We start from the raw sequence: 25,946 nt of genomic DNA, 5'->3' as shown, positions 1-25,946 counted from the left end.
GTAATTTTTCCCTCTTTAGGTATAAGTCGATTGTGGGTAAGATATTGTGTGATCGTAAATTTTACCTATCCCAATACTTAACTCCCTAGCACCAGAATCCTGTAATATATAGGGTTTCGACATCTCTCGGAGGTTGTAATCTCTTCTCTAGCGTTGGGTATAACTTTGTCAATTAATGTTAGTTTAATTTTTTGACCAATTCTTGCTCATTCCTTCAAAATCTTGATTACCTTCTCCCTAAATAATATTGAATCATGAGCCAATTGTTGAATTAAAGATAACTGCTTCTGATCAAGAGTTGCATCTAATAATAGTACCCAATCCCCTTCGGAAGAGGGGAATATATGGACATCAGCACAAATTCCTTCTTCAGGTTGCACCTGTGGTAAAAATAGAGGAGAATCATCCAGAGGAAGTAAACCTTCCAAAAACAAAATCTGTTCCCCGACATTTTCATCTTGGCAAAGATTTATAATTCCATAAGTAGCTAATTTTCCACCCCATGTAGATGGATTACCCTCCTTACTAACTAAAACATATGCCAAAGAACGACTTTCCAACATGAAATTAAGAATATATGTAATGATTGATTCGGGAACCTCTAACATTTATCCCTCCAATATTTTGCTTGCAAGAGTCTGAAAAACTTTTTCAACTCCGTAACCAGTTTTGGCACTAGTTAAAATCACATTCCAACCGTCATTTATTCGTCTTTCAAGCTCTAGATTATTAATTTCCCACTCTTCTTTTAAATCTGATTTATTCATCACGAGAACGAAGGGAATTTTGCCCAAAACCTCTTCAACTCTTTGTTGAAGTTCTAATGCTTTTTCCCAAGTGTTGTGTCGAGTTCCATCCACAACTAATAAATACCCGGATGAACCACGTAGATAAGATAGTTTAATTTTTTGAAAATCATCCTCTCCATATAAATCCCAAATAATTAAATTTAACTTTTCTTCTCCATAAACAACTATTTTTTTATCGATTTTCACCCCTACGGTTGTCTGGTAACTATCAGAAAAAATACTATAGACGTACCTGGAGATTAAACTTGTTTTACCTGTCGCAAATGCACCAACCAGACAAATTTTTTTCTGAAGCATAAAAGACAATTAGTTCAGATTTTTTTGATCAAAGATATCCACTTCTAATGATACTCGGCGATTTAAATTTAAAGCTTCTGTTTGAGCTTGAGGGTTTAATGGCTTTCTGGAACCTAAAGCAACAGTTTGGATTTTGATATTCTTAAAACCATCAGATTTGAGATATCCGAGAATTTTCTGAGCGCGAGTTTGACTCAAGACAATATTTTGGGCTTCAGTTCCACTATTACTAGCATGTCCAATAATTTTGATGTCTACCCTTTTTTGGAGAGATTGAGCAGTTTTAATGAGATTCTGAAAATCTGATGCTAGTTTTTTAAGTTTGTCAACCTCCCCAGGTATGAATTCGGTTTTACCCTCAGCAAAAAAGAACATTTCCTGCTCGATTTGCCGTTCATAGAATTGGAGTTTTTGAAGATTGTCATCTACTAAACCTTGCTCATTTAACTGATTCACCCCAGGAATTAAATGCCAGTTTCTTCTAGTTGTTAAAATCCACTGATTTGAAGCTGAACCACTCACTTGCAAAGTTCCATCTGGTGTAGTTTGCAGAAAAACCGTATTTGGAGGTTTTAGTCGTTCTTTTGCTCTTTTTGTCGCAATTTCTGGCTCTAATGATAAATAATACTCCCAAGTTGCCTTAATATCATCTTGATTGATTTGAAATTGTTGAGATATGGGATTTATGTCTCCAGTTATGGGATCACGCATTCCCGTAAGCAAGTATTTCCCATTTTGTCTTTCAGCTTTAGTAATTACAATTCCCGGTAAAGAATTGAGATGATGGACGTATGCATTCCAGCGTAGTTGCTGCCTAACGTAAAAAAAGCCCCAAATGCTCAACGCGATCGCACTCAGACCTGATAACATCCCTACATAGTTATATTTTTTCTTGGTTGAGGACTTGTATTGCGCTTGTAGACAATTTTCTAAATAAACCTTACTAGGTAGGAACAATTCACTATTACCGTTATAATCACGCAATTCTTGGTGAAATTTCAGGTGAATTTTGGCAATGGTATCCTGAAAAACTCCTCGAAATTCTTGAGGTGCATTCCCCCGAATAATACCAGCAACCACAGCTAGTGGTCCTTCTTCAATCCAAATCGTTAATTCCCCAAATTGCAGACTTTGTAATCCATCACCTTTTTTTAAGGTGAAAGAATCCTTGACAAAATCTTGAATAGCTGTCAGCATTCCCGAAACTAAATCAGGATCTTGAGTAATTACCAAAGGTGCAACAACATGTTGTAATACCAATCCGGTTTGTTTGTGAATCAAGAAAATCTGCTCAACCCGATATAGCAAAGTCCGCAGTAAGACTATCTCAGCAAATGATTTTCCTGTTTGTACCGCCTCGACCCGCCACTTTAGGCTTTGTAGTGATAAACTGTGATTTAGGGTCTGATTCAAAGACTGAATTGTCTCTTCCAGTGCAGATGCGATCGCTTTCCTAATGGCAGTCCCTAAAATAGGAAATAAAGCCTCCGAAAGCACATTCAAATCCTGCTCAACTGAAATTCTCACCGCGTTTTCAACCGTCGGTACAATAGCTTCCCCCAACTTATTACCATCTGTCGTCCCCAACATCACTGCTTCGGGGAGGATACAACTAATATCTTCTGGCTGAATTTTCGGGGTTTTTAATCTTTTGTGTAGTTCATCAAGTTGCTCAGACTCCATTCCAAATAATAAGCTACGAAGTTGAACCATTTCATCGCTGATTTGATTCTGATTCGGGGATTGATTTGATAATGTGTCACTGGAATTGTCGTTCATAATTCCCCTATTTCACAGCAGCTTATATCACTGAACAATGGACTTTGAGCATTTTTACCGAATATCAAACCTAGACTAAACATACCTCACCGTCATCAAGTTACGGGTATTCTGAATATACCTAAGTTACCGGAAACCTGCTTTATATACAACCAAACAAAAATATCGTGGGGATGCAATTATACCCCACATAGCCATCAAATTAAAATAACCTTAAGCTAAAATCTACGTCTTAAATGTATTCCTTCTTGCTATAACTAATTGGAACTAGTAATTAGAAAAAAAGTACTTTAGGTACTTGTGTACAGAGTGCAGCATCTAATAAATTTAATTAAGAATTTAACCGTAATGCCAGTTCATTTAATAATGTGGCTAAAGTAGAGCGATCGGTTTTTTGATGACGCAACTGTTCCGACTCACGCTGAAGCAATGTAGTTATCTCCTCATATTTCTCTCTAATCTCGTTATGTAAAGTTTTAGATTGCTCAAGAAGTTGTTCACGTAGTTCCGATTGACTACGATTAACTTGATCATCAAACTGCGTTAACCGTGATTGCAAAGATGCATTCATAGTTTTAGCTTCATTTACAGCAATTTGGATAGCAGCATCTCGATTATTTTGTTCATTTCTAATTCTCTCAGACAAGGAACTAACTTCTTGCTTGAAATAATTTTCCAGTGCATCTAAACGTTTTCTTGTATCTTCTCGAATCCCACTACATTCTTGCATCAGTCGTTCCTCTAAATGCAAAAATCGCTGTTCAAATTCTCTGACTTGACTCCCAAACAGAATATCCCGAACTTTCTCTAAATTATTATCGGGGACATTTGCAATCTTTAATTGTTCTTGTTTCCCATCTTGATGAGACTTCTCCTCATTCACCCCAGAATTATGACTATTTTGATCTTCTGTCTCTGCTGGAACCATACTTTTACGCCTTAAACACACTAAATTTTAGGCGATCGCCAAGACGGAGAGAATTAATAATTTACAATTGTATATATTTATTCTCTCTTTCAATAGGTATTTTCGGATATCGTGAACTATTAAAGGCTATTAGAAGCCATTTTACATTTGCTATCGAAACTTAATGACCAGGTAAATAGTCGAAGTGATTAACTGAAGTAACATCACAGGGATACCATAATGCAAGAACGTTTTAAATGATATCCGTTTTCCATATTGTTCCGAAACTCCAGCTGCTACAATATTTGAAGACGCACCCACCAAAGTTCCATTTCCCCCCAAGGTTGCACCAAACATCATCGCATAAAATAACGGTAAAACCTCTGGAGGAAATTGTCCGCTAAAAGTCGGTTCGAGTATTTCTGATGGTGCTAAATTAACATTCACAACATATTGTTTCAGCAAAGGAACCATTGCCACAACTAAAGGAATATTGGGAATAACGCTGGAGAGAATTCCTACAAAAAAGACTAAAAAGACACTCCCCAAGAGAATATTTTTTCCTAAAATTACCGCTAAAATCCCCGATAAACCACCAATTACCCCAGTTTTTTCCAATCCACCAATCAGGACAAAAATACTCATAAAAAATATGAGTGTACTCCAATCAATATCACTCAGAATATTATTAACTGTATCAATTCGGCTATGATGAGCTAATAATAAAGCTAAAGCTGCTCCTAATAAAGCTACAGCCGCAGGTGAAATTGGAATTGGTAGTTCTTCCCCAATTACGAAAAACAATAAAACTAGTGCAACTATCACAGCACCCAAAGCTAAAACACGGGGATGATTAATTTGGGGATGGGGTAATTCCTCCATGTTTTCCAATTTTGTATTCCATATTTTGCGAAACAAAAATGGTAAAGTGACAATTACTGTAATAATTGCGATCGCACCACCCAAACTTAGACGCTGGAGATAGTCGATAAAGCTAATATTAATCGCATCTCCAACAATAAATGTTGCCGGATCTCCAACTAGTGTTAATAAACCTGCACTGTTAGCAACGAACACTAATAAAATTAGCAAAGGAACAAAATTTATCCCAATATCCTCCGCTATCGGGGGAATTATTGGTGCTATCAACATTACTGTGGTTGCATTTGGTAAAACTGCACAAATAGGGGTGGTAATTGCCACAATTCCCAGCAATAAACGTTTTCCTTCTCCCTTTGCTAAGATTACCATTTGGGTTGCGAGGTAATCAAATACTTTAGTTGGGGTAAAGGATCTCACCAAAACCATCACACCAAAGAATAAAGCCAAAGTTCCATGACTCTTACTAATATAACCAATGGCATCATCTAAAGTCATGACATTTGTAAATACCAAGAATAATGCACCTAGTAATGCCGCGATTGTTAGGTGAATCCATTCAGTCATAATTAGGATAATCACACTGATGAATGTGATAATGCTAACCAATGCTTGCCAATTTTCCACAAATAACCTCTAATATAGACGCAGGTTTGGGCTTTCACCAGTCAGTATATAGGAAATATAAATAAAAGCCATTCCCTGATTTTTTTTACTGACTGATACTTTAAATTTAGTAAGTTTAATCCCCTGAAGAAAAATTCTCTTCTAGGAAATTTAGTGCATAGTTGCGGAGTTCGTAGTATTCTTTCGAGTTTCGCATTGCCCCTCGATCGCGTGGATGGGAAAATGGTACTTCTAGGATCTCACCAATAGTGGCAGCAGGACCATTAGTCATCAACACAATTCTGTCTGACATGTAAATTGCTTCATCCACGTCATGGGTAATCATCATCACTGCTTGGCGATTATTTTCCCAGATATCCAGGACTTGTCGTTGTAATTTCCCACGAGTCAATGCATCCAAAGCACCAAATGGTTCATCCATCAATAACATTTTAGGACGAATTGCTAAAGCACGGGCAATTCCCACCCGTTGTTTCATCCCACCTGATATTTCATCCGGATATTTATCGGCAGCAGGAGTTAAATTTACCATTGCTAAATGCTCATTCACAATGCTGATTTTTTCCGAGCGATTGGCATTTTTTAAAACTTCATCTACTGCCAAACGAATATTTTCCCGCACCGTTAACCAAGGTAATAAGGAATAGTGTTGAAAAACCATCATTCTTTCTGCACCTGGCTTCCGAATTTCTTTCCCATCAAGTTGTACCAAACCCGAAGTGACTTTTTCTAAACCAGCAACTATTTTTAGTAACGTTGATTTACCACAACCAGAATGTCCCACCAATGTGACAAATTCATTTTCTCCAATTGTCAGGTTTACATTATCTAAGACGATAAACTCATCTCCATCCTTGTTGCGATATGACTTAGATAAATTACTAATTTCTAAAAAGTTTTGATGATTAAAATGAGATTCATGTAAATTATTTGTATGTGTGGTAGATTTCATTCTTAGTTCCTTCCAATCAATAAAAATTGCAAACTAGGTTAAGACATAAAAAACGATTTGGGACGATTGGCACGAATTTCAAAGCTGTTGAGATAACCAATCGGATCACTAGGATCAAAAGCTTTTTTGTCAATAAAATTATCCGCTGCCGCCACTTTATAGTCATCTGACGGGGACTTAATTCCCATCTCGCTACTAATCTCACGATAAAGTTTAGTTTGCCAAGCTTTTTTGGCTAATTCTTCTGCATTTTTGGGAAACTCCTTGTTTTGTCCCCATCTTGTCGCTTGTGTCATCAACCACAAACTTTCAGATTGCCACATAAATGTTGAATGGTCATTTTCAATGGTGGCTAAATTGCTTGGATAATCAAAAAATATTGTTGTTCCTGGTGATGATATAACTCGGCTTTTCCCATCAAAACCTCCATAATTATAGTCACCCACAATTCCCGGACGAGTTAGCTTTGGCTTTGCACCTGTAAAGGAACGATTAGAAATAATCTTGGTAACTTCTTCATGATTTTTCGAGTCACCACAGTACCGACAAGCTTCAATCATCGCCTTTACTAATGAGCGATAAGTTTTCGGATTTTCGTCAATAAATGACTCCATTACCGCTAACAATCTATCAGGGTGTCCCTGCCAAATTTCCCTTCCTTGGGCAAAGGTAAAACCAATTCCCTCATTGCCAGAAATTGCTCTTGTATTCCAAGGTTCTGCCACCATGTAACCTTGAGTTGAACCAATTCGCATGTTTACCACCATTTGCGGTGGAGGAACAATAATAATCCGGAATTCTTCATCAGGGGCAACTCCTGCTGCTGCCGCTAAATAACGGACAAAGTACTCATAAATTGCTGAACTTAAAACAACTGCCCAAACACGATTTTCCGGACGTAATTTACCGAAATATCCGCGAAAGTCCCGCCCAAAAGTTTCTAAGTCACCGTTATATTCATTCCATGGACGTAAACCAGCTTCCCACATTGCCCGATTCATGGTCAGGGCATTACCGTGACGGTGAATCGTCATGGCAGCACATAGGGGGGCGTGGCGTGCCCCCTCTGCCCCTGTGCGGGCATTCGTGACTGCACCACAAACCACAGGAGAAGCATCCAAACGTCCAAAAATGATTCCGTCGCGGGAGGTTCCCCAACTAGCTTCACGGCTGAGAGTTACATTTAAACCATACTTGCGGAAGAAGCCTTTTTCCCAAGCTACGGCAAAGGGAGCACAATCGTTAACAGGGACATAACCGATAGTTAAATTGGGCTTTTCTAGGGTTTTGGGATTAACTAATTGTTCTATTTCTAAGGCTTGTTGAGATATATTTTGAGGGGCGCGGTTGGCATTAATAGCACAGGATGAAATGCTAGAACTTGCCGCTGCAATTCCCATACCTTTGATGAATTCGCGGCGTGTCCAATTATTTTTATTTGTGTGACTCATCGGTTTTTACAGAAACAACTGTAAGTGTAATTTTTCTCATTAAAAATAATGATTACTTACGAGCCAATACCTAGAAGGGTATCGCTATAAGAACAAAGCCTGGGGGTATTTGAAAAACTGTGATATTCCCTATTTACGATGAGTAACTAATACTTCAATTTTGCCAACTGCATAGTCTAGTAATAGTCCAGTTACACCTATTACTAATACGGCAAGAAATACAGAATTTAAATTCAGACGACTCCATTCATCCCAAACAAAAAACCCGATCCCCACACCACCTGTCAGCATTTCCACAGCGACAATTACTAGCCAAGCAATTCCTAAGCTAATTCGTAAACCAGTGAAGATATAGGGTAAGCTTGCTGGTAGAATAATTTTGGTAATTTGTCGCCATCGTGGCATTTCTAAAACTTTAGCAACATCAATGTAGTCTTTATTGATGCTGGAAACTCCTAAGGCTGTATTGAGGATTGTGGGCCAAAGTGAAGTGATAAAAATTACGAAAATGGCTGATGGATCTGCTAAATTGAAGATAGCGAGGGAAATTGGCAGCCATGCTAAAGGTGATACAGGTTTGAAGATTTGAATTATGGGGTTTAGTGCCATCATTGCCTGCTTTGACATGCCAATTAAAAAACCCAGGGGAATGGCAACTAAGGCACCTAGGGAAAAACCAATTAATACCCGACGCAAACTTGCTAGTAACAACCAACCAATTCCCAAATTACCAGGACCACGCTGGAAAAACGGATTCAGGATATAGTCCAGGTTGGCAACCAGTGCTTCCGCTGGGGTTGGCATGAGTTGACGGTTGGTAATGGCAATGAGCCACCATAATAGGATTACGCCCAGAAAACCAGCACATGGTAGCAGGAAGCGATCGCGTAAAACAACGGGCTTAGTACGCAGCCACACAGCTGCTAAATTCAATTGAAATATCATTGGCAATCTCGACAGATTTTAAATGTAGGGACACAAAATCCGAGCAGTATGAACCAAGGATACTGAAAATTTTTCTTTCAGTTTCCTCTCAACGCTTACGAAGTTAGCTGACGGGCTAGGGTTGAGAGATACCCTTTTCACTCAGATCATGGTTGTAATTGCCACAATCGATTTTTGAAATACGCCCCAATATTTGGTTCCTCCGTTCCAGTCTTAGTATTTTTGCTCACAAGCAAAGCATCTATCTGGATTAAGCTGACTTACTCTGAATATGGTTATATAGTAGCATAAATACTTGCATTCAAAATCTATCTATAGGTAAATACTTTTATTTGTAGTATTCAATACCATTTATTTTCAAAATTAACTACCTAATCATTCCTTCTACTTTTAACTTATCCAAAGCATCTTCCGCAGCAGCTTTCTCTGCTTCTTTTTTATTCCGTCCTCTTCCCTGTCCAAATTCCTTATCTTCTACAATAACTGTAGCCACAAATTCAGGTGCATGTGGTGTTCCACCCACTTGAACTGATACATATCTTGGTGGATTTGTAGTAATATTTCGTTGAATCCATTCTTGAAAACGATTTTTGGAATCAACTTTAGAACGAGACACAACAACATCTTCAGGAACCCCGTCAAATAATGGTTCTACAACTTTTTTGACAGCTAAGATATCAGAATTTTGGTCAAGATAATAGGCAGCAATTACTGCCTCAAAAGTGCTACTAAGTAGATTTTCATTTTGATAACCACCTTCAACAATTGCACCCCTTCCTAACCGCATCCGAAAATCTATTCCGACTTCAACAGCGAATTTTGCTAGTTGTTTTTCATCCACCAGTGCCGAACGTCTGCGGGTTAATTCATCTTCACCTTTTTCTGGATAGCGATTAAATAGATATTGTCCACTGAGGTAATTTAATAATGCATCACCCAAGAATTCTAAACGTTCATTATGTTCACCTTCTTTGGGATTTTCATGCACATAAGAACGGTGAGTTAGGGCTTTACGTAATAGTTGTTCATTTCTGAATTGTAGAAGTTGATGCATGATATGCATGATAATTTATGTTAGGTAATCAAGAAGATGAATTTACTAACCAAAAATTAAATAGTGGTAATGTTGCAAATTCTTGAAAATGGTGCTTTAAGGATTTCTTCCTAAGGCACCCTACACACGGAAGAAGCAGATAAGTAGGTGGGGGTGAGTAGTGAGCAGGGGTAAACCTAAACATTTGGGGTAGTTGTGCCTAGGCTGTTGACTCTGTGCTTTTTCGGGATTTCGTTCATGCAAAAAACGTGGATAGTCACGATGACTGAAACCTTGATTTTGGTAGGTTTTTAACGAGAGATTAAACGCCACGAACAACAGTATCAAAAATCGCGCAATTTTCAACAAAGTCAACAGCCTAGGCTTTGTCCGTATAGCGATACTCTTCCAGGGTATTGATTAAAAAAGTGGGATGCTTCCTTTTGTGTCGGGGTCTAAATCCTCGTTACAAAACATACTTATTACTCATTACTCATTACTTACTTATTATTCTCCTTCAGGTAAGGCTTGTACTTGACCATCAGGACTAAAAACAGCACGAATCCGAACCGATTGACCGTTACGATTAGGTGAGACAAAACGCTCACTAATTCTTGGCATTCCGGTACGTTCGATATTGTCAGTTGCGGCTTTACCTAGTGGGTAAATGCGTTCTAAAGTTCCATCAACCCCGACAATTAAACTATATTCTAGGGTTTGTTTGAGACCTGCAGGTGGTCGCCAGCGCTTTTTCAAGAAATCTCTGGCTTCAGCGATTTGGGGGGTATCAAAGAGAGTTCCATTGCTTCCACTACGATTTGCGGTGGCAACTGCCCCATCTGGTTTACGTCCTTCACGCAGACGGCTAACTAGTTGGGATTTCTCATCACCTGTTGGGGTGGGAGGATTTTTAGCGTTGCCACTAATGCGTTGGTTGATGGGTGCGCTGGGAACTATGGGAGGAATTGGGGATAATTGGGGAAGTTCACTAGATGCGCCGTAGGGTGGTGAGATATTACCTCCCAATCCGGTGGTGGGAGAATTGGGGGAACTGCCAGTACCTTTGGTGGGACTGACTCTGTTGGTGTTAGTTTTGGTAACTCCAGAACTGTTACCAGCTAAGTTGTTACCTGCTGCGGGGTTGTTGGAAAATGCGATCGCATTTCCACTTGAAAGCTTACCAGAGTTAGCTGGATTCGTCCCAAATATCGGGTCTCCAGAACTACTAAATAAATTTCCCGAATTGCCAGTAGTGTTATTTCCTGGGTTTTGAGTGGGAATTTTGTTTTGTTGTGTACCTAAATTCTGGTTTGTGGAGTTAGCAGCATTGGGCATCACTGGTGATAGTCCCCCAGCACCGGGAATTAAGTTGGGGTTACCAGCTTGAGGGTTAACTAAACCTGGTGGTAATGTCGGTAATCCTGATGAAAACGTTGAATTTGGACTAGGAGACAGTTGAACTGAAGACTCCTGTTGAGGGGAGGGTTCAAGGGCTATTTTCTCATCAACACTGCTAGATGTGGTGGCTGTTTGTTCTTGGAGACGGGTACGGTTAGCATGTTGATAAGTTATGGGAATTAAGGCTACAGCTACCGCTGCAACTGCTGCCATTGGTGCCCATTTGGGGATGCCAGATCTTCTATTACTGTTGGAATCGAGATTTGGTAATGCCATGACATCAGCAGAATACTCATCTAAAGCGGTTGCCAAATCAAATAGCTGTAAAAGACTAAGTTGAATGACGGGTGCTGATGTGTGGGAAGCAAGGGAACCGAGAAAAAGATTATGAGTTAAATTTCGACCCGGTTGTAAATGAATGTTGCTTCTAGAGTTTTCTTGATTAAAAGGAATTATTGTATTGGTTTGATATGAGTTATTGCTAGAATCTGTTAAGGTTTGGTTATCTAAGCCCAAATCTCTATTTTGATTGCCTGGAGAATAGTATTCTCGAAAATTTTCTGGGGATTTGTGAATGAATTCTTGAACATAGCTGCTGACAGCTGTATGCAATGCTTCAAGTTGATCCCGATCACCTCGAATTGCAATCCTTTCTTCTTCTGGCAGTCGCGGATCATCCAGACGAAGTTCAAAGCGTAAATCTTTAAGTACTGATTTACCCGTCCATCTTGACAACGGTGAACTTTGTGCCAAAACTTCGAGGGTGCAAGTAGGGGGTGTATAGCGACGAATTACAGGGTTTGATAGAGGCATGACTAGAAGTTCATTAGGACGTGATCGATTTTGGATTTTGTGACACAAGCAGTTTGACTAAAAGTAAAATTACTTGGTGAGTATGAGATTTTGGTCACTGAATTAAACTGGTTAATTAGTTTTTGGGTGCTTGCTGTTCCCACTCAGAATCAAAACCTAACTGGTTGATGACAAACCTCTCAAAAGTCGTGAATTAAAGTTCGATAACTTTGAATTTTTAACTTCCAAGTAGCCGATTTAGTCTTTTAACCCCAAATATCCAATCAACCGAAATCTATAATTTTGTCGAACGATCAATTAGGGCAAGCCAAAGTCTTCGGTGTCCACCGGGACCACTGTAGAACAGTAAGTCTACCAGTAATTTTAATCCCAAGTTAGTTAGGGATTCTATGGAGATACTTTCGTCTTCCTCCATCCGTTCTTGATACGTGTTGCAGAAAGCGTCAATGTAATCTCCTAGTAAAGCTGCCTGATGGGGTTCGCGGTTAGTTTCCGCCATTTGTTCCAACAGACTCACAGCACGGCGAATTAGTTCTTGGTGCTGTTTGGTAAGATGGCAGATAATGAGAACAAGCGATCGCGCTTCTTCTACATCTAGCTTTTTTCGTCCTCCTTGACCTTTTCGTAACGGGTTTGATTGACGTAACCGCCACAGCGCTACGCGATCTGGTACCTTTGACTCTAAACCGAGTTCGATTGCCGCAGAAAGCATGGCTTCCGAACCGATGCCAGTCAAGGTTTCTAGTGCCAACAACACTAAGTCCAACTGGGTTTTGATATTATCCCACTCAACCGAGCTTGGGGCACCTATTTGGGTTAAGTCCTCCCACTGCGATATTGGCGTGGGTGAATTGGCGGCAGGCTGCATAACTTTTAGCATAGGTGATCAGACTAATAGGGGCGTTGCTGTTACCCATTTTGAAACCAGACTCTTAAAAATTTAGATTGGTTTCTTCCCCAAGGCTAACTTATACAACTTAGCCAACGGCTTTGAGTATCATCTCAACAACACTTTTCTTTGTCTTACTCTATGACGAAAATCACCCCGATTAAAGTACTACTGTAATTTATTCTCTAAAATCACATCAAGATATTTTATGCATCTATCTCAGGTATGAAAAAATAAGAAGAAGAAAATAAAAAATTTCGTAGCTGCAATCAGGGATGGTTTAAACTTTCCACTAATTACAACTACGTAATTCACTTCTAGATTTTGTTGTATGTACCGAACTCTAGCCATTAATTATGAAACTATTAACTATTAACCCTTGCTCTTAAAGGAGTTGAGCCATTGTTGAACCTCATTGCGGGCAATATCCCGTCCACCTAAGCCAAAAGCCAAAGCGATGGCAACAGCGATCGCGCCTAACAACAAACCAAATGCTAGATTGACGATATCTGGGGCAACTCCAATTTGTTGTAGTGCCATGGCTGATACCAATGTAATAATTGAAATCCGTGCTACTTGTCCTAATACTCTTGCTTGGGCGCTACCAGAACTAGTAATTAGATTAAACGCCAAATTGGCGAAGAATAAGCCCACAGCAAAGATTAGTAACCCAGCTAAGACCCGCCCCATAACCAGGAGAATACCTGTCACCAAGGCTGTTAGAGAAGGAATACCGAGGATATTAACTGCTGCCACAGTGGCAAACAACATAATCCCCACAAGAACGATGATTCCAGCAAGTTCTGAGGGGGTGCGTGCTGCGATACCTGGTGTTGCATTGCCGACATTGGCAGCTGCACGGTTGAGGGAATTTAATCCCAAAACTGAAAAAATATTGTTAAAACCAAGACTAGTGAGGATACTAGTCACTAAATCAGCGATAAATCTGCCTAAGAAATAGGCAAGAATTAAAATTGTCGCCGCAGTGAAAATCAACGGTAAAGCGCTGAGAATCTGTTGCAGCATGGCGATTGCTGGGACAGAAATTGCGTCGATTTTCAGTGCATTGAGAGCTGCGATTGCCACTGGAATTAAAATCAACACATAAACAATTGTGCCAACAATATTAGACAGTGACTGTACCCCAGCCGCTGGACTTAAACCAAAACGACTACCAATATGATCTACACCTGTACTTGCTAACAAGTTGGTGACAATCTTACGGACTATATTTGCGACAAACCAGCCAGTAGCAGCAATTAGAACTGCACCTAAGATATTAGGCAAAATTCCTAAAACTTCGGTAATCAGATTTTGAACTGGTAGTAAAGCTTGACGCAACCCCAAGGTATCCAAAACTGGTACCAGGAATAGCAAAAATACAAACCAGTACAGTGCATTCCCAATAGTCTCAGACAAAGATAATTGGTTGAGACTGGGGGAAGCATCATCTGGTGGATTCAGCCGTTCATCGATACGTAAAGCATCCAAACCGCGAATTGTCACCAATTTGAGTACAGTTGCCAGTACCCAGGCTAATGCCAGGAGGACACCAACACCAAATAATTTCGGTAGAAAATCACCAATTTGGTTGAGGAAGTTGTTGAGTGGTTGGGAAGCAGTTCGTAAATTGAGTTGTTCTAGAACTGCAACTAAAGTGATGAGGAGAATACTCCAAAACACCAAACCAGAAATTATTCCCTCAACTTGAGGAACATCTCTACCACCGGAAACAGTAGCTGCAATGCGATTATCTAGTTTGGTTCGGTTTAAAATCCCCTTCACCACAGCAGATACAATTGCAGCAATCAACCAGCCGATTACAAGAATTACCACCGCACCCAAAAGCTGTGGTAAAAAATCTATCACCTGTTGGAGTGCTGTTCTGGCGTAATCAACAGACTCATTCACTCCCAGATTAGGAACGCGAGAAGCTTGTGCGAAAAGATGCTGCATCCCTTTCCCCATATCAAACCCCATCACTTGGGTTATATCTTGCCAAGTTGTATTCATGGTTTTGCGATATTAACTATCAGTGCTATGGCGCGAAACATTTGCGATGTTTTCAGCGTAGATTGCTTTGAATGAGCCAATACCCTGATAACTTCATAAATGTTTTGCAATAGTAATTTACCAGTAAAATACTACAAGGAATATTAATCTACGTAGCTTTTTGAATTTTTTATTTATAATTTGATTTTTAGACCCAAAAGTGCTGCGAAAAATTGCCTTTTTTGTAAGTATTTTGTGATAATGTATACATGTATCCAAGAATGTATCAGAAAAAATAATTTCCCATTCTCGGTGAAATATTTAGAATCAATAAATATGAGTGACTTTCGGCGCACATATTCGCACATATAATATCGGAGATGTCTAATAGATAAACATGTCTGCAAATCAAACTTTTGAGCAATCGATTCAAATTAGCGCTTCCGCCACCATAGTTGAGCGTTGTATTACCAATCAAACATTAATGCATCGTTGGTTAAATCCAGCTTTACGTTGCGAACCTGTGGGAGAATGGAGCAGCGACGTTGGTGCTAAAAGTAGATTTTTCATTCAGATACCAATCCTTCAGCCGACATTAAACAGCACCGTGGTGAAGCGACAACCAGGTTTAATTATTTGGCAGTTTACAGGGTTTTTTCACGGAAGCGATCGCTGGGAATGTCAACCCACCGAAAAAGGTACCACCCTCATCAACCGTTTTGAATTCACAATCCCTAATCCCGTTGTCAGTTGGGGATTTAAAACCTTTGCCGAAAAATCCACCAAACAAGACATGCAAGCACAACTACGTCGTCTCAAACGTGTTGCCGAAGAAATTCAAGTCAAGGAATCCTATTAGTACATGAAGGCAGAAGTAAGAAGGAAGGAGGCAGAAGCTAAGAAGGTATATAAATAAGGCTTTTTACCAAGTTATAATGATCGCTTTATTTCCGCCGTGCTGTACTAGTAGTCTGTCAAGATAAAAATGACGGTTGTAGAGACGTAGCACTGCTACGTCTCTACAGGATTGTGGATGTGTATATAACCATCAAAATTAATGACATGGACTACTAGTTGGGCATAGGAGTGAATATCATGTAGGGGCAAACAACCGTTTGCCCTAATCCCTATTTCCTCATAGGAAATTTACTTCTGACTCAAATCCTGCTCAATCGTTGAAATCTTCACCGCAAAATTAGTAATATCCTGTCCAGTGCGGAGATTTTTCGCCTCAGCATTATTCAACGCTAAAATATAAGGCTCACCACCAATTACCCCAATCAGCGCACCACCAGAAGAACCACTAGAAGTGGCACAATCATGTAACAAAAAGCCATTTTCCTCTCCCGTAATACTGCATCCCTCTTCATAACCAGCCGTCCATCCTTTACCAGCAGTAAAATACTTTTGATACTGCTCTGTAGGGAAATCACCAGAATAACCTACGAAAAATAGGCTTTTAGGGTTTTTAATCAGCGTCGAAGTTGGTATAGGTTTAACGCCTAAATAACCGTATTTTCTACCAAGAGGCTGATTAATTTTCATAATTGCCCAGTCTTTAGGACTAATATCGCTACTTTTCTTAAAATCAGTACCGTAAATAACCTTTTCCACCTCGGCGACATCTTCATATTTCCCATCGATGACATTGGGCATAAACTGGATTTTGGTACTCATTTTGCCAGTTTCCGGATTAATGATACAGTGGGCGTTAGTTAAAACCAGATTTTCAGCAATTAAAGTACCTGTGCAGTGATAACTTTCAGCATCAGTTGTGGTTCCCTGTACTCTGCCAATTGCCGACCAGGGGTATTTTTTGCTTAACATGGGAATACGAGGATCTTTACCAGTGGGCTTCCCTCTAGAATCACCTTCATCGGGTTTGACGGAACGTCCCAAACCATCGGGAATAAAGGGTTTTCCCTTGCCATCAAGTTTGAATTCTCCAGTTTTAGCACTAATAAACTTTGGTGTGATGCTTTGTTTGGTTTGAGCCTGAACCGATAGAGTTAAGGTTGCAGCACCGATGATTCCGGTAAATAATAGTGCGAAAGATTGTTTATTCATGGTTTTGATTCTCCTAAATTTAGCTATTGTTGAAGAAGGCAGTAGGCAGTAGGCAGTGGGCAGTGGGCAGTAAAGCTATTAAACCCCCTACTATTGATAAAAATTACGCATTTACGTCATTGCGTAGCTTGCGTCTTCGTAAGGAAGCAATCTCAAAATCTGCTGTTCACAACAGTTGAAGATCCCCTCTTCCGTAGGTTGGGTGGAGGCTTTGCGAAACCCAACATCACTATCTTGGTAACGCGAGGTTTAGCACCACAGATCCGCTTTTCATGACAGTCGTGGTGCAGCGAGAAACCCGGTTTCATTAGTCGGAGTGAAAAATCGTGATTTTGAATATGGAGAAACCGGGTTTCTAAACCTTTCCCCTTCCCCCCGTTTCCCCACTCATTACTCATTACTCATTACTCATTACTCACCTCCACTCCCCCTGTAAGGTGAAAGCCGCCCAATAAAAGGGATTCCGCCACTCCTTACCCTGCCACATCTGCAACTGTGCTTCCCGCAAAGCCACAGCCGGAGACTTACCAGCTAACACCGACTTGTAAAATATCGGCATCAACTGGGATGTCCCGTTGTCGCTGACATTCCACAACGACACCACAGCCCGTTTGGAACCTGCATACATTAACCCCCTTGTCAATCCAACTAAACCTTCACCTTTGGTATCCTTGCCCAAACCTGTTTCGCAGGCACTTAGCACCACCAACTCAGCAGCCCAATCCATGTTGAAGATGTCACCAAGGCGTAGATAACTTTTTTCCACGGGTTTACCATTTTTATCAACCTGTGTCAGCGCAATCCCTGATAACTCAGGTTGTTTAGTATCCACCAAGCCGTGGGTTGCAAAGAAAAGGTGTTGATATTGTTTGAGTGTGGGATTAGTGGCAAATTCGTAATTAGCATCAGCACCGAATGCATAGGTAGTTTGCTCAGATGGCAGTAATTTGAGCATTGCTTTAGCTTCGATGCGGGTACCTGGTAGAGGTATCAAACCGCTGCGGTTGAGGTTTTTCATTGCCCGTTGCTGGGCTGAACGATGTACATCAACTTCAATTCCCCAAGATTCGGGTTTGCCTTGGGCTTGTTCTGCTGAAAATACCGGATCTGCAAGTACAGCCAGGGTTTTGGGTGAAAGTGGACGGTTATTAAGTAGTTTGCGCTGGGTTTGAATAGCTGTAACTGAGGGGAGATTAACAATTTCGTGGTTAACCAGTAGTGGTTGATAAGAACCTCTCTGCAACGCGGAGAGAGGCTTTGATTCCTCCCTTCCCTGCTGCGGAGACAGATTTTGAGGTTTTGTTTGATCTTTCTCCCCTCCCTGCAAGCCAGGAGGGGCTGGGGGTGGGGTTCCAGGATCTGCTAATGCCGCAAAAGGAATAGTTTGTAATCCACCATCCGCGACAATAACTAATCGCTTGTTCCCCAACTTGTTAGCCACAGGTGCCAGAACCAATTGACTCAGTTGCAAAGCTGGTTGATTGATGTCATTTGGATGTTCTTGAGGCTTGTAATTATCCCCACGTTTAACGAATTTATCCATGACATCTCGGAAGTTGGTTACTGCTTTTTCAATCTCTTCACCTTTTGGCAGTTCATAAGCTTGCAGAGAATCGGGTGTAACTAACCAGAGATAACTACGTTCTTCACCAAGGGAATATTGCAGCAGAATGGTGTCTTTGTCCAGTTGTTGCTGAATTCCCTTTAATTCCAGGGGTTGAGGATATTGAAGTGCGTCATATTGCGGGCTTTTCTGGCGAATTTCGGCTTTTAGTGTTTCCTGCTGGCTGATAATCTCAGCAATTTCTTCTTCTAACTGTTTTGCTGTAGCTTTGGCTGCTGTGTCACTGTCTTTAGTAGTGCTGATAATATTGGTTCTGGCTTTTTCTTTAGCATTGAGTAACTGCTGTAACCGCTGTTCCTCTGCTAGGAGTTGGGGATTTACACCTTTGCGGATATTTGCCCCAGATTCGGCAAGTAAATCAATGAGAACTCTAGCACGGGAACGCTCGTTATTATTCAACGCTTGAGAATCGTAGCCTTTGGATGGATTTCTTTTGTGGAGTTCCATCAACAGACTGGTTTTGAATTGGTAGAAATTTTGAACTGATGCGAAATAGGTGGTTTGTAATTCTTTGTTAGTATAGGTTTTGCGTAGTTCTTCAATGATTTCGATAGCAGCGTCTATTTGTTTAAGGGATGCTTCCAAGTTGCCTTGTTTGCGTTCTAAGTCAGCTAAATTCGCTAGGATTTTAGCTTGTCCGGATTTATCCTCCACTTCTATCGTTAAAGGCAGAGATTGGTTAAAAAACTTGAGTGCTTTAGTTTTCTCTCCTAAACTATCGTAGACTAAACCTATATTATTGAGAGTTGTAGCTTGCCCAGATTTATCCTCCACTTCTATCGTTAAAGGCAGGGATTGGTTATAAAACTTGAGTGCTTGCTGTTTATCTCCTAAACTAAAGTAAACTTCACCAATATTATTGAGGGTTGTAGCTTGCCCTGATTTATCCCCCACTTCTATTCTTAAAGGCAGGGATTGGTTATAAAACTTGAGTGCTTGCTGTTTGTCTCCTAAATCTGAGTAGACAGCGCCAATATTATTGAGGGTTACAGCTTGCCCAGATTTATTCCCCACTTCTACATATAAAGGCAGGGATTGGTTATAAAACTTGAGTGCTTGCTGTTTATCTCCTAAACTATAGTAGACAAGACCGCTATTATTGAGGGTTGTAGCTTGCCCTGATTTATCCCCCACTTCTATTCTTAAAGGCAGGGATTGGTTATAAAACTTGAGTGCTTGCTGTTTGTCTCCTAAATCTGAGTAGACACCACCGATATTATTGAGGGTTGTAGCTTCCAACTGCTTATTCCCCACTTCTATCGATAAAGAGAGGGATTGATTATAAAACTTGAGCGCTTCCTGTTTATCTCCTAAATCTGAGTAGACACCACCAATACCCAGAAGAGTAAGAGCTTGCCATTTTTTATCATCTAATTTCTGCCACAAAACCAGTGCTTGCTCCAATTTTTTACGGGCTGCAATGAGTGATTCTGCGGTTCCTTGCTTATATAATTCCAATCCTTCCTTTGTTAATTTCTCAGCTTCCGCACGGGTTGCATCTGGCTGTGTCGTCGCTGGCTGTTGTGCTATTTGCAACTGTGCTAAAGTTGCCCTTGCCCCCACCGATTCCGACACTAAAACCACACTCAGCAAAGCAATCAAACTGTAATGGCTGAATTTTGGTAGTAAATAACTTAAAATAACCCTGTTTTTCTTGCACTGTGCCATTTTCACGCCTCAAATAGTAATTATCTCCATAGGAACTGCACCGTATTTATACGGTTGAGTTAACAAACAATATTTTTTCTGCTCAGGAAATATACTGATTTACATATTGGTTACTTTAAAGCTAAAGCGAAGAGGAAGTAAACCTGGTTTCAGTTTTTGCAACGAGATTTAGATCCCCGACGATGAGGTATTTGTCATTGCGACGCAAGGAAGTAATCTCAAAATCTGCTGTTCATGACAGTCTCGGTGCGGTGAGAAACCAGGTTTCACCAGCTTGGTAAGCAAATCATCAAACACTAAAACTGAAAGAAACCTGGTTTCCTGTACAAACTAATCAATCCGCAACAACCTTATCCTTCAAAATAAACTGGGTTGAACAGGACTTTTCGACTTCGAGGAAACCCGGTTTCATTAGTCAGAGTGAAAAATCGTGATGTTGAATACTCATTACTCATAATGATATCCATTCCATGCACGCTGAAAGCCTATTGATTATGATGGGCAAGGTTAGGTGACTTTACTCACAATCCTTGCACTTGGGCTTGGAGAGTGATTCAGTAAGCCTGAGATTATCTAGATGTTAGGTTAAAATGCAGTACATAGTTTCGGCAATTTATTCTTTGATTCTGGCGATTATTTGGATAGCGCCACTTTTCATTCTGGTGATGATTTGGATAATGCCATTTGCAATGCCCTTTCTGTTGAAATGGAAGGGTTCTGTGGCTAGTTTGCTCTGGAGTGGTTTTCTATCTCTTATTGCCTGTGTGCTTCTAGTTTTTTTGTTTGCATATTTGCCAGATTTATATGTCAGTATGCGGCTTGATTTTCTAGGTTTTGATTTTGATGCTTGGACTGACGAAGAACGAGTCAGAAATATTGCCCCTCAATTCAGAGGCGAAGCTATAAAACTTTATTTCTCAAGAATGGGTATTGGGTGGACTTTTAAAGCGATGATTGGTGCTGTCTTACTCATCCCTTATCAAATTTTTGCCTCTAGCTTGCTTTTGATATTAAGTAAGTTCAAAGCCTAATTAGACAAAAGTGCATAAAATTGTGAAAGCAAACATACCAGTTAGTGAAAGGGAAAAACAAACTTTCAATCAACTGTTAAAACTAACTGGGTAAATAAATCATGAAACTCACAGCTAAATCCATTGCTTTGACTGCTTTACTTGCTGTATCTTCTGGAGTGACTGTTTTTGCTGCTTCTTCTCAAGTTTCCGCCACAATTTTCCAAGCTTCTCCAGCAAATTCATCCAAAATTAATTCAGTAATTAGCGCATCTCCTTCAATTGTCGGTAATTGGAAAGGTAAAATTGTCGCTAAAGGTGATGATGCTGCCACAATTTTAGAGATTAATGTTCTTCCCAAACCTGGAAGCATCAAGCAGGGGACTTGGAAATTCTGGGGTTCTAATAATAATCAAGATGTTGTTTATCAAAGCGGTACTTTAGTGGCTACTGTCAATAATAATAATGTGGTTCTGGAATTAAAAGAGCAAGGTCAAAGTATGATAAAATTTCAGACTAAAATCACTAATAATAAAGAACTATCAGGAGAATCTTTGGATGGAAACAGTCAGGCAAAGGTTCTAATTTACTTGAATAAAACTAAATAATGTGGTGGATAAGAAGGGTGAAAATTAGAGAGATGTATTTTCCCAAAGAAAAAGTGGGATATCCAACTCAAAACCCCCTTCTTCCTTCTTCAATCCTGTGGCTGCAAAGGACGGATAATAGGTGGAGATGGTGTGTTATTGGTTGCAAACATGGTAGAAAGGGCTTGTTCTAGTGTTTCTGCCATGACAATCCGATTTTGATAAGCAACCACAACTCTAATTAGTGTTGGTAGGCTATTTTTCTCGGCTTCTAAATAGAGAGGTTCGACATAAAGCAAGTTGGAAGTACATTGATTTTTTGCGGCGCATCCCCCAATTGGTATGATTAGTAAATTCCCCTGAATTACCCGCGAACCTTCTCGATTCCATAGGGTTATTTGTCCAGAAATTTCTGGATCTTGGTTAATTAAAGCTTCTATTTGTTCTGTTCCATAAACTAGCTGTTGTTTGGGAAAAGTATATAACAACAACTTGCCGTATTCTTGATTATCGGAGCGGGCTGCTAACCAAGCAATTAGATTTTGACGTTTGGTTGGGGTAAAAGGTAGCAACAGAATAAATTCTTCAGTTTCAGCGCTAAGTAACTTAGTAATGAGAAAATAGGGTGCCACTGGACGGGGTTTGGTTCCGTATATTTCGGTGGGAATCTGCCACAAATCCTCTCGGTTGTAAAATACCTGTGGATCGGTCATGTGGTAAGTTAGGAGGCGTTCCGATTGAATTGCAAATAGGTCTATAGGGTAGCGGATATGGCTACGCAGGGGTGCAGGTATGTTGGTGAGGGGTTGGAATAAATTGGGGAAAATGGACTGGAAGGTGGCGATAATTGGGTCAGTTGGGTCAGTGATGTAGAAACTGACGTTACCATTGTAGGCATCTACTATGACTTTGACTGAGTTGCGGATATAGTTAAAGGAGTTCTCACCAGGGTCTGAGTAGGGATAGCGATCGCTTGTGGTGTAGGCATCAAGTATCCAGTAGAGATAGGTATTTTCTCCTTTGAGAGTTTTTCCACCTCCATCTGCTGCCACTAAATAGGGATCGCTATCATAATGCAGAAATGGAGCGATTTCTTGGACTCTTTCGGTAATTTTACGCCGAAATAGTAATTTGGTTTCGGGTGTGAAGTTACGGGTTAAGAGCATTTGCCAATCTTTGAGATATTGAGCAAATAATACCCGTCGCCAAATTGAAGAAATGGGAATTCCACCCCGTCCATCGTAGATGTTATAAACGTTGTCCCCGCCACTGGGATAATCTAACTCGCCTGTCTTTGTCCCCGTCATTACATAGGTTTGAGTATTTTCACCGTAGTAAATTCGCGGTTTGCCAATGGGAATGCTATTGGTGATTGTTTCGTTGGATATCCGTAGTGAACCTTTACCTCCAACTGTGTCAGAACCGATATCTTTGACAAAGTAATCGGGTAAACCTCCAGAACCAACTGTGTTTACGGGACTGAGGGTAAAACCATAACCATGGGTATACACTAAATGTTCATTTACCCAGGTTTTAGCTAGTTCTGGTACACCAGCATAATCTAGTTCCCGTGCAGCGATAATTGTTTGTTGTTTTTCCTGGTTTCCATTTGCTTGCTGTAAGGTGTAACGATCGATATCGGCACCAGGAAAGCTATAATAGGGGCGGATTTGTTGAAGTTGGCGATTGGTACGCAGGAGTGGGTTAGTGTCCCAAAGTCGAATATTCCGAATTGTTGAGGTGTTTTCGGCTAAATCAGCTTTGGTTAGGGTACCTTCGGGGTTAAAGGTTCGAGCTTCGATTGTATCTAAGTTAAAAGCTTGACGAGTTAAAGCGACACTGCGGTTAATGTAAGGGGTTTCTTGAATAAGTTCATTTGGTTGAACGATGAATCGCTGAACTAGTGAAGGAATAATTTCTCCAGAGGTTGCGGCAATGAGGATGTATACTGAGAGCGCATAAACTAGGTGACGGGGAATAAGGGTTAGGGATAAAGATTTTTTGCTTCTGCGTCGAATCACGAAAAACAGTAGTAAAAAGTAGAATGCGATCGCTATTGCTAAAAAACTCAACAATGTGTAGACTGGCAGTTCGACTTTAACTGCGGTATAACTGGCACCATAGCTGACTCCCCGTTGATCATATAGCAAGGAGTAACGCCACAGCCAATATTGAAATCCCACTGCCATCATCAAGCAGGAACCCAATATATTTAGATGTAACCTTTGGGGGATGGAGAAACCGATAAATTTCCCTTGGCTTAAACTATTTCCTGAACGCAAATATACTAGTAATGTAGCGACAATAGTATATATAAAAACTTTCAAAATAACTGATTCTAATAATTCCCATACTGGCAGTTTAAATACATAAAAGCCAATATCAGTATTGAATAGTGGTTCTTTGAGATTGAAAGGGGTTGCGTGAAAAAATTGGAGAAATTTATCCCAATTTGTTGAACAAATAAAGGCTAATAAAAGTGCATTTAAACCAGCGAATATATTCAAACTTAATCTGGGAAATATCCAAATTACCAGCGCTACCACCAGCATTAAGGTTAGTCGGATAGTTGATCTGGAAATTTCTGACAAACCCAATGCTTTGACAGCAACTTGTAAAGAGTTAGGTAATTGGAAATTAGGGTAAAAAATGTCCCATAGCTGCTGAGTCAAATCCACTAACACCCAAGCAGACAATAAACTGAGAATTAATACGGCTGGCAGTAAAACAGTTAGTTTCAGAGATGAAGGCAGGTTTTTGACGGAAATCGGCGAAAAAAAAGGTATTTGACTAGGATATTCGGGATGGGTATGATGCCGATATTTAGCAGCAAGTAACAAATTACCCACCATAAAACCACCACAAACCAAAAACGCGATCGCCCACAGCCAGAACCGCGTATTTAAGCGTAGCCAAAAAAGTGGTAAATAATCGACTTCCCGAAACCACAAAATCTCGGTGGTGAAGTGGGAAACCAGATCAATAACTAACCACACACTTAGGAAAAACAATACCAACCGAAAATTACGGTTCTTAAGGCGTTGGAACATGTTACCCCTTTCCCACTATCCAATGATATTTGGAAAATATAGATCAGATTATTGAGTGTATTTGAATCTTTGTATATGCTACCGTTTTTATGCGGTTCCAACACAGTGAAAATTGAAGAAGGCAGTGGGCAGTAGGCAGTAGGCAGTAGGCAGTGGGCAGTAGGGGTGTGGGAAATTGTCGTATAACAAGGCAGTGGGCAGTAGCGAGTTTGAACTAGAATTAAACGTGAATTTATAACTTTAAAATTGAATGTCTTACCAGACTACAAAAACTATTAATCTCAATACCCATATCAAAGGGCAAGGTTTTCCGATACTCTGCTTACATGGTCATCCCGGTTCGGGTTCCAGTATGTCGGTATTTACCAATCACCTCTCTAAACGATTTCAAACTTTTGCGCCAGATTTACGAGGATATGGCAAAAGTCGGTTTCAGGGCAATTTTGACATGGAAGACCATTTAGATGATTTAGAGCGGCTTTTAGAGCAATATAAAATCGAAAAATGCCTGGTATTGGGATGGTCATTAGGGGGGATTTTGGCAATGGAAATGGCATTGCGATCGCCTGAACGAGTAACAGGGTTAATTTTGGTAGCGACTGCGGCAAAACCCTATGGAAATCATCCCCCTATTAGTTGGCAAGATAATTTATTTACAGCAATAGCAGGAATTATCAATTTAATTAAGCCAGGTTGGCGCTGGAACATCAATACATTTGGTAAGCGATCGCTCTTTCGCTATCTTATCCAAAAACACACCCCCCAAGCTTACCGTTATATCGCCAATGATGCTGTTTCGGCATATCTCCAAACTTCGGCTGGTGCAACTCGTGCTTTGATGCAAGCGATTCGCTCTGGTTATGATAAAACTTCGGAAATCCAAAATATCCACTGTCCAAGTTTAGTCTTAGTAGGTGCTGAAGACCGCCATATTACTGCTAATTCTAGCTTGGAAACCTCCAGAAACCTAAAATATTGCCAATCCCATTGTTATCAAAATACTGCCCACTTACTACCTTGGGAAATTCCCGATTTGATATTAGCTGACATTGATAGTTGGTTGGTTAAACATCCGCAAGCTACTTGTCAGCCTAACTAAAGCCAACCATTGAAAATAAGCGAAAAGCCTGTTTTATCGGCTTTATCCCTTCTGGCACTCCGTGTCTACT

At 40.2% G+C, this 25,946-nt stretch carries 19 protein-coding genes and 1 riboswitch; of the genes, 4 read left to right on the top strand and 15 right to left on the bottom strand.

Translation table 11 applies throughout. From position 1 onward, the window contains the following. Positions 1–206: 206 nt before the first annotated feature. The 12 genes from CAL6303_RS06410 to CAL6303_RS06355 form a co-directional block, all read right to left on the bottom strand. On the bottom strand, positions 207–608 hold the full coding sequence (locus tag CAL6303_RS06410) for a hypothetical protein (protein WP_015197038.1): 402 nt from the start codon (positions 606–608) through the stop codon (positions 207–209). Further along, complete coding sequence (locus CAL6303_RS06405) at positions 609–1,106, bottom strand: Rab family GTPase (RefSeq protein WP_015197037.1); 498 nt, start codon at positions 1,104–1,106, stop codon at positions 609–611. Between the two features lie 9 nt (positions 1,107–1,115). After that, positions 1,116–2,885 (bottom strand): OmpA family protein, encoded by a 1,770-nt coding sequence (locus CAL6303_RS06400; protein WP_015197036.1) that lies wholly within the window; start codon positions 2,883–2,885, stop codon positions 1,116–1,118. Between the two features lie 331 nt (positions 2,886–3,216). Then, positions 3,217–3,813: a hypothetical protein gene (locus CAL6303_RS06395; protein ID WP_015197035.1), complete on the bottom strand. Its 597-nt coding sequence runs from the start codon at positions 3,811–3,813 to the stop codon at positions 3,217–3,219. Between the two features lie 150 nt (positions 3,814–3,963). Next, complete coding sequence (locus CAL6303_RS06390; protein WP_015197034.1) at positions 3,964–5,298, bottom strand: ArsB/NhaD family transporter; 1,335 nt, start codon at positions 5,296–5,298, stop codon at positions 3,964–3,966. Positions 5,299–5,413: 115 nt separating this feature from the next. Beyond that, positions 5,414–6,250: an ABC transporter ATP-binding protein gene (locus CAL6303_RS06385; protein ID WP_015197033.1), complete on the bottom strand. Its 837-nt coding sequence runs from the start codon at positions 6,248–6,250 to the stop codon at positions 5,414–5,416. Between the two features lie 38 nt (positions 6,251–6,288). After that, entirely contained in the window at positions 6,289–7,701 is a 1,413-nt protein-coding gene (locus tag CAL6303_RS06380; protein WP_015197032.1) for an ABC transporter substrate-binding protein, read from the bottom strand. Between the two features lie 129 nt (positions 7,702–7,830). Then, the gene (ntrB, locus tag CAL6303_RS06375; protein ID WP_015197031.1) at positions 7,831–8,646 is read right to left on the bottom strand and encodes a nitrate ABC transporter permease; all 816 of its coding nucleotides are present in this window, start codon (positions 8,644–8,646) and stop codon (positions 7,831–7,833) included. 80 nt (positions 8,647–8,726) lie between these two features. Then, a riboswitch (cyclic di-AMP (ydaO/yuaA leader) is annotated at positions 8,727–8,913 on the bottom strand. Positions 8,914–9,013: 100 nt separating this feature from the next. After that, positions 9,014–9,700 (bottom strand): ribonuclease III, encoded by a 687-nt coding sequence (gene rnc / locus CAL6303_RS06370; protein ID WP_015197030.1) that lies wholly within the window; start codon positions 9,698–9,700, stop codon positions 9,014–9,016. Positions 9,701–10,186: 486 nt separating this feature from the next. Continuing rightward, on the bottom strand, positions 10,187–11,890 hold the full coding sequence (locus CAL6303_RS06365) for a DUF4335 domain-containing protein (RefSeq protein ID WP_015197029.1): 1,704 nt from the start codon (positions 11,888–11,890) through the stop codon (positions 10,187–10,189). Positions 11,891–12,164: 274 nt separating this feature from the next. Continuing rightward, complete coding sequence (locus tag CAL6303_RS06360) at positions 12,165–12,770, bottom strand: DUF3038 domain-containing protein (protein ID WP_015197028.1); 606 nt, start codon at positions 12,768–12,770, stop codon at positions 12,165–12,167. Positions 12,771–13,151: 381 nt separating this feature from the next. Beyond that, a complete protein-coding gene (locus CAL6303_RS06355) occupies positions 13,152–14,792 on the bottom strand; it encodes a mechanosensitive ion channel (protein WP_015197027.1) in 1,641 nt (546 codons plus the stop codon). A gap of 376 nt (positions 14,793–15,168) precedes the next feature. Here CAL6303_RS06355 and CAL6303_RS06350 point away from each other — a divergent pair, with 376 nt between their 5' ends. After that, positions 15,169–15,630, top strand: coding sequence for an SRPBCC family protein (locus tag CAL6303_RS06350; protein ID WP_015197026.1), 462 nt, complete (start codon positions 15,169–15,171; stop codon positions 15,628–15,630). A gap of 287 nt (positions 15,631–15,917) precedes the next feature. Here the strand turns inward: CAL6303_RS06350 and CAL6303_RS06345 are convergent, their stop codons facing one another. Together CAL6303_RS06345 and CAL6303_RS06340 are read right to left on the bottom strand one after the other, a co-directional pair. Next, positions 15,918–16,838 carry a trypsin-like serine peptidase gene (locus CAL6303_RS06345; protein ID WP_015197025.1) on the bottom strand — a complete coding sequence of 307 codons (921 nt, stop codon included), beginning with the start codon at positions 16,836–16,838 and terminating at the stop codon, positions 15,918–15,920. A 415-nt stretch (positions 16,839–17,253) separates the two neighbouring features. After that, a complete protein-coding gene (locus CAL6303_RS06340) occupies positions 17,254–20,130 on the bottom strand; it encodes a CHAT domain-containing tetratricopeptide repeat protein (protein ID WP_015197024.1) in 2,877 nt (958 codons plus the stop codon). Between the two features lie 590 nt (positions 20,131–20,720). On the opposite strand from CAL6303_RS06340, the gene CAL6303_RS06335 reads away from it, so the two are divergent. Both CAL6303_RS06335 and CAL6303_RS06330 read left to right on the top strand, forming a co-directional pair. Beyond that, entirely contained in the window at positions 20,721–21,161 is a 441-nt protein-coding gene (locus CAL6303_RS06335) for a hypothetical protein (RefSeq protein WP_015197023.1), read from the top strand. A 101-nt stretch (positions 21,162–21,262) separates the two neighbouring features. Beyond that, entirely contained in the window at positions 21,263–21,748 is a 486-nt protein-coding gene (locus CAL6303_RS06330) for a hypothetical protein (protein WP_015197022.1), read from the top strand. A gap of 89 nt (positions 21,749–21,837) precedes the next feature. On the opposite strand, the gene CAL6303_RS06325 is transcribed toward CAL6303_RS06330, so the two are convergent. After that, the gene (locus CAL6303_RS06325) at positions 21,838–24,777 is read right to left on the bottom strand and encodes a UPF0182 family protein (RefSeq protein ID WP_015197021.1); all 2,940 of its coding nucleotides are present in this window, start codon (positions 24,775–24,777) and stop codon (positions 21,838–21,840) included. A gap of 250 nt (positions 24,778–25,027) precedes the next feature. On the opposite strand from CAL6303_RS06325, the gene CAL6303_RS06320 reads away from it, so the two are divergent. Then, positions 25,028–25,876, top strand: a complete 849-nt coding sequence (locus CAL6303_RS06320; protein ID WP_015197020.1) for an alpha/beta fold hydrolase — start codon at positions 25,028–25,030, stop codon at positions 25,874–25,876. Positions 25,877–25,946 lie beyond the last annotated feature (70 nt).

Source organism: Calothrix sp. PCC 6303 (assembly GCF_000317435.1).
GTDB lineage: Bacteria > Cyanobacteriota > Cyanobacteriia > Cyanobacteriales > Nostocaceae > PCC-6303.
The sequence above is the reverse complement of the archived record's forward strand: the minus strand, read 5'-3'. Positions and strand labels throughout refer to the sequence as shown.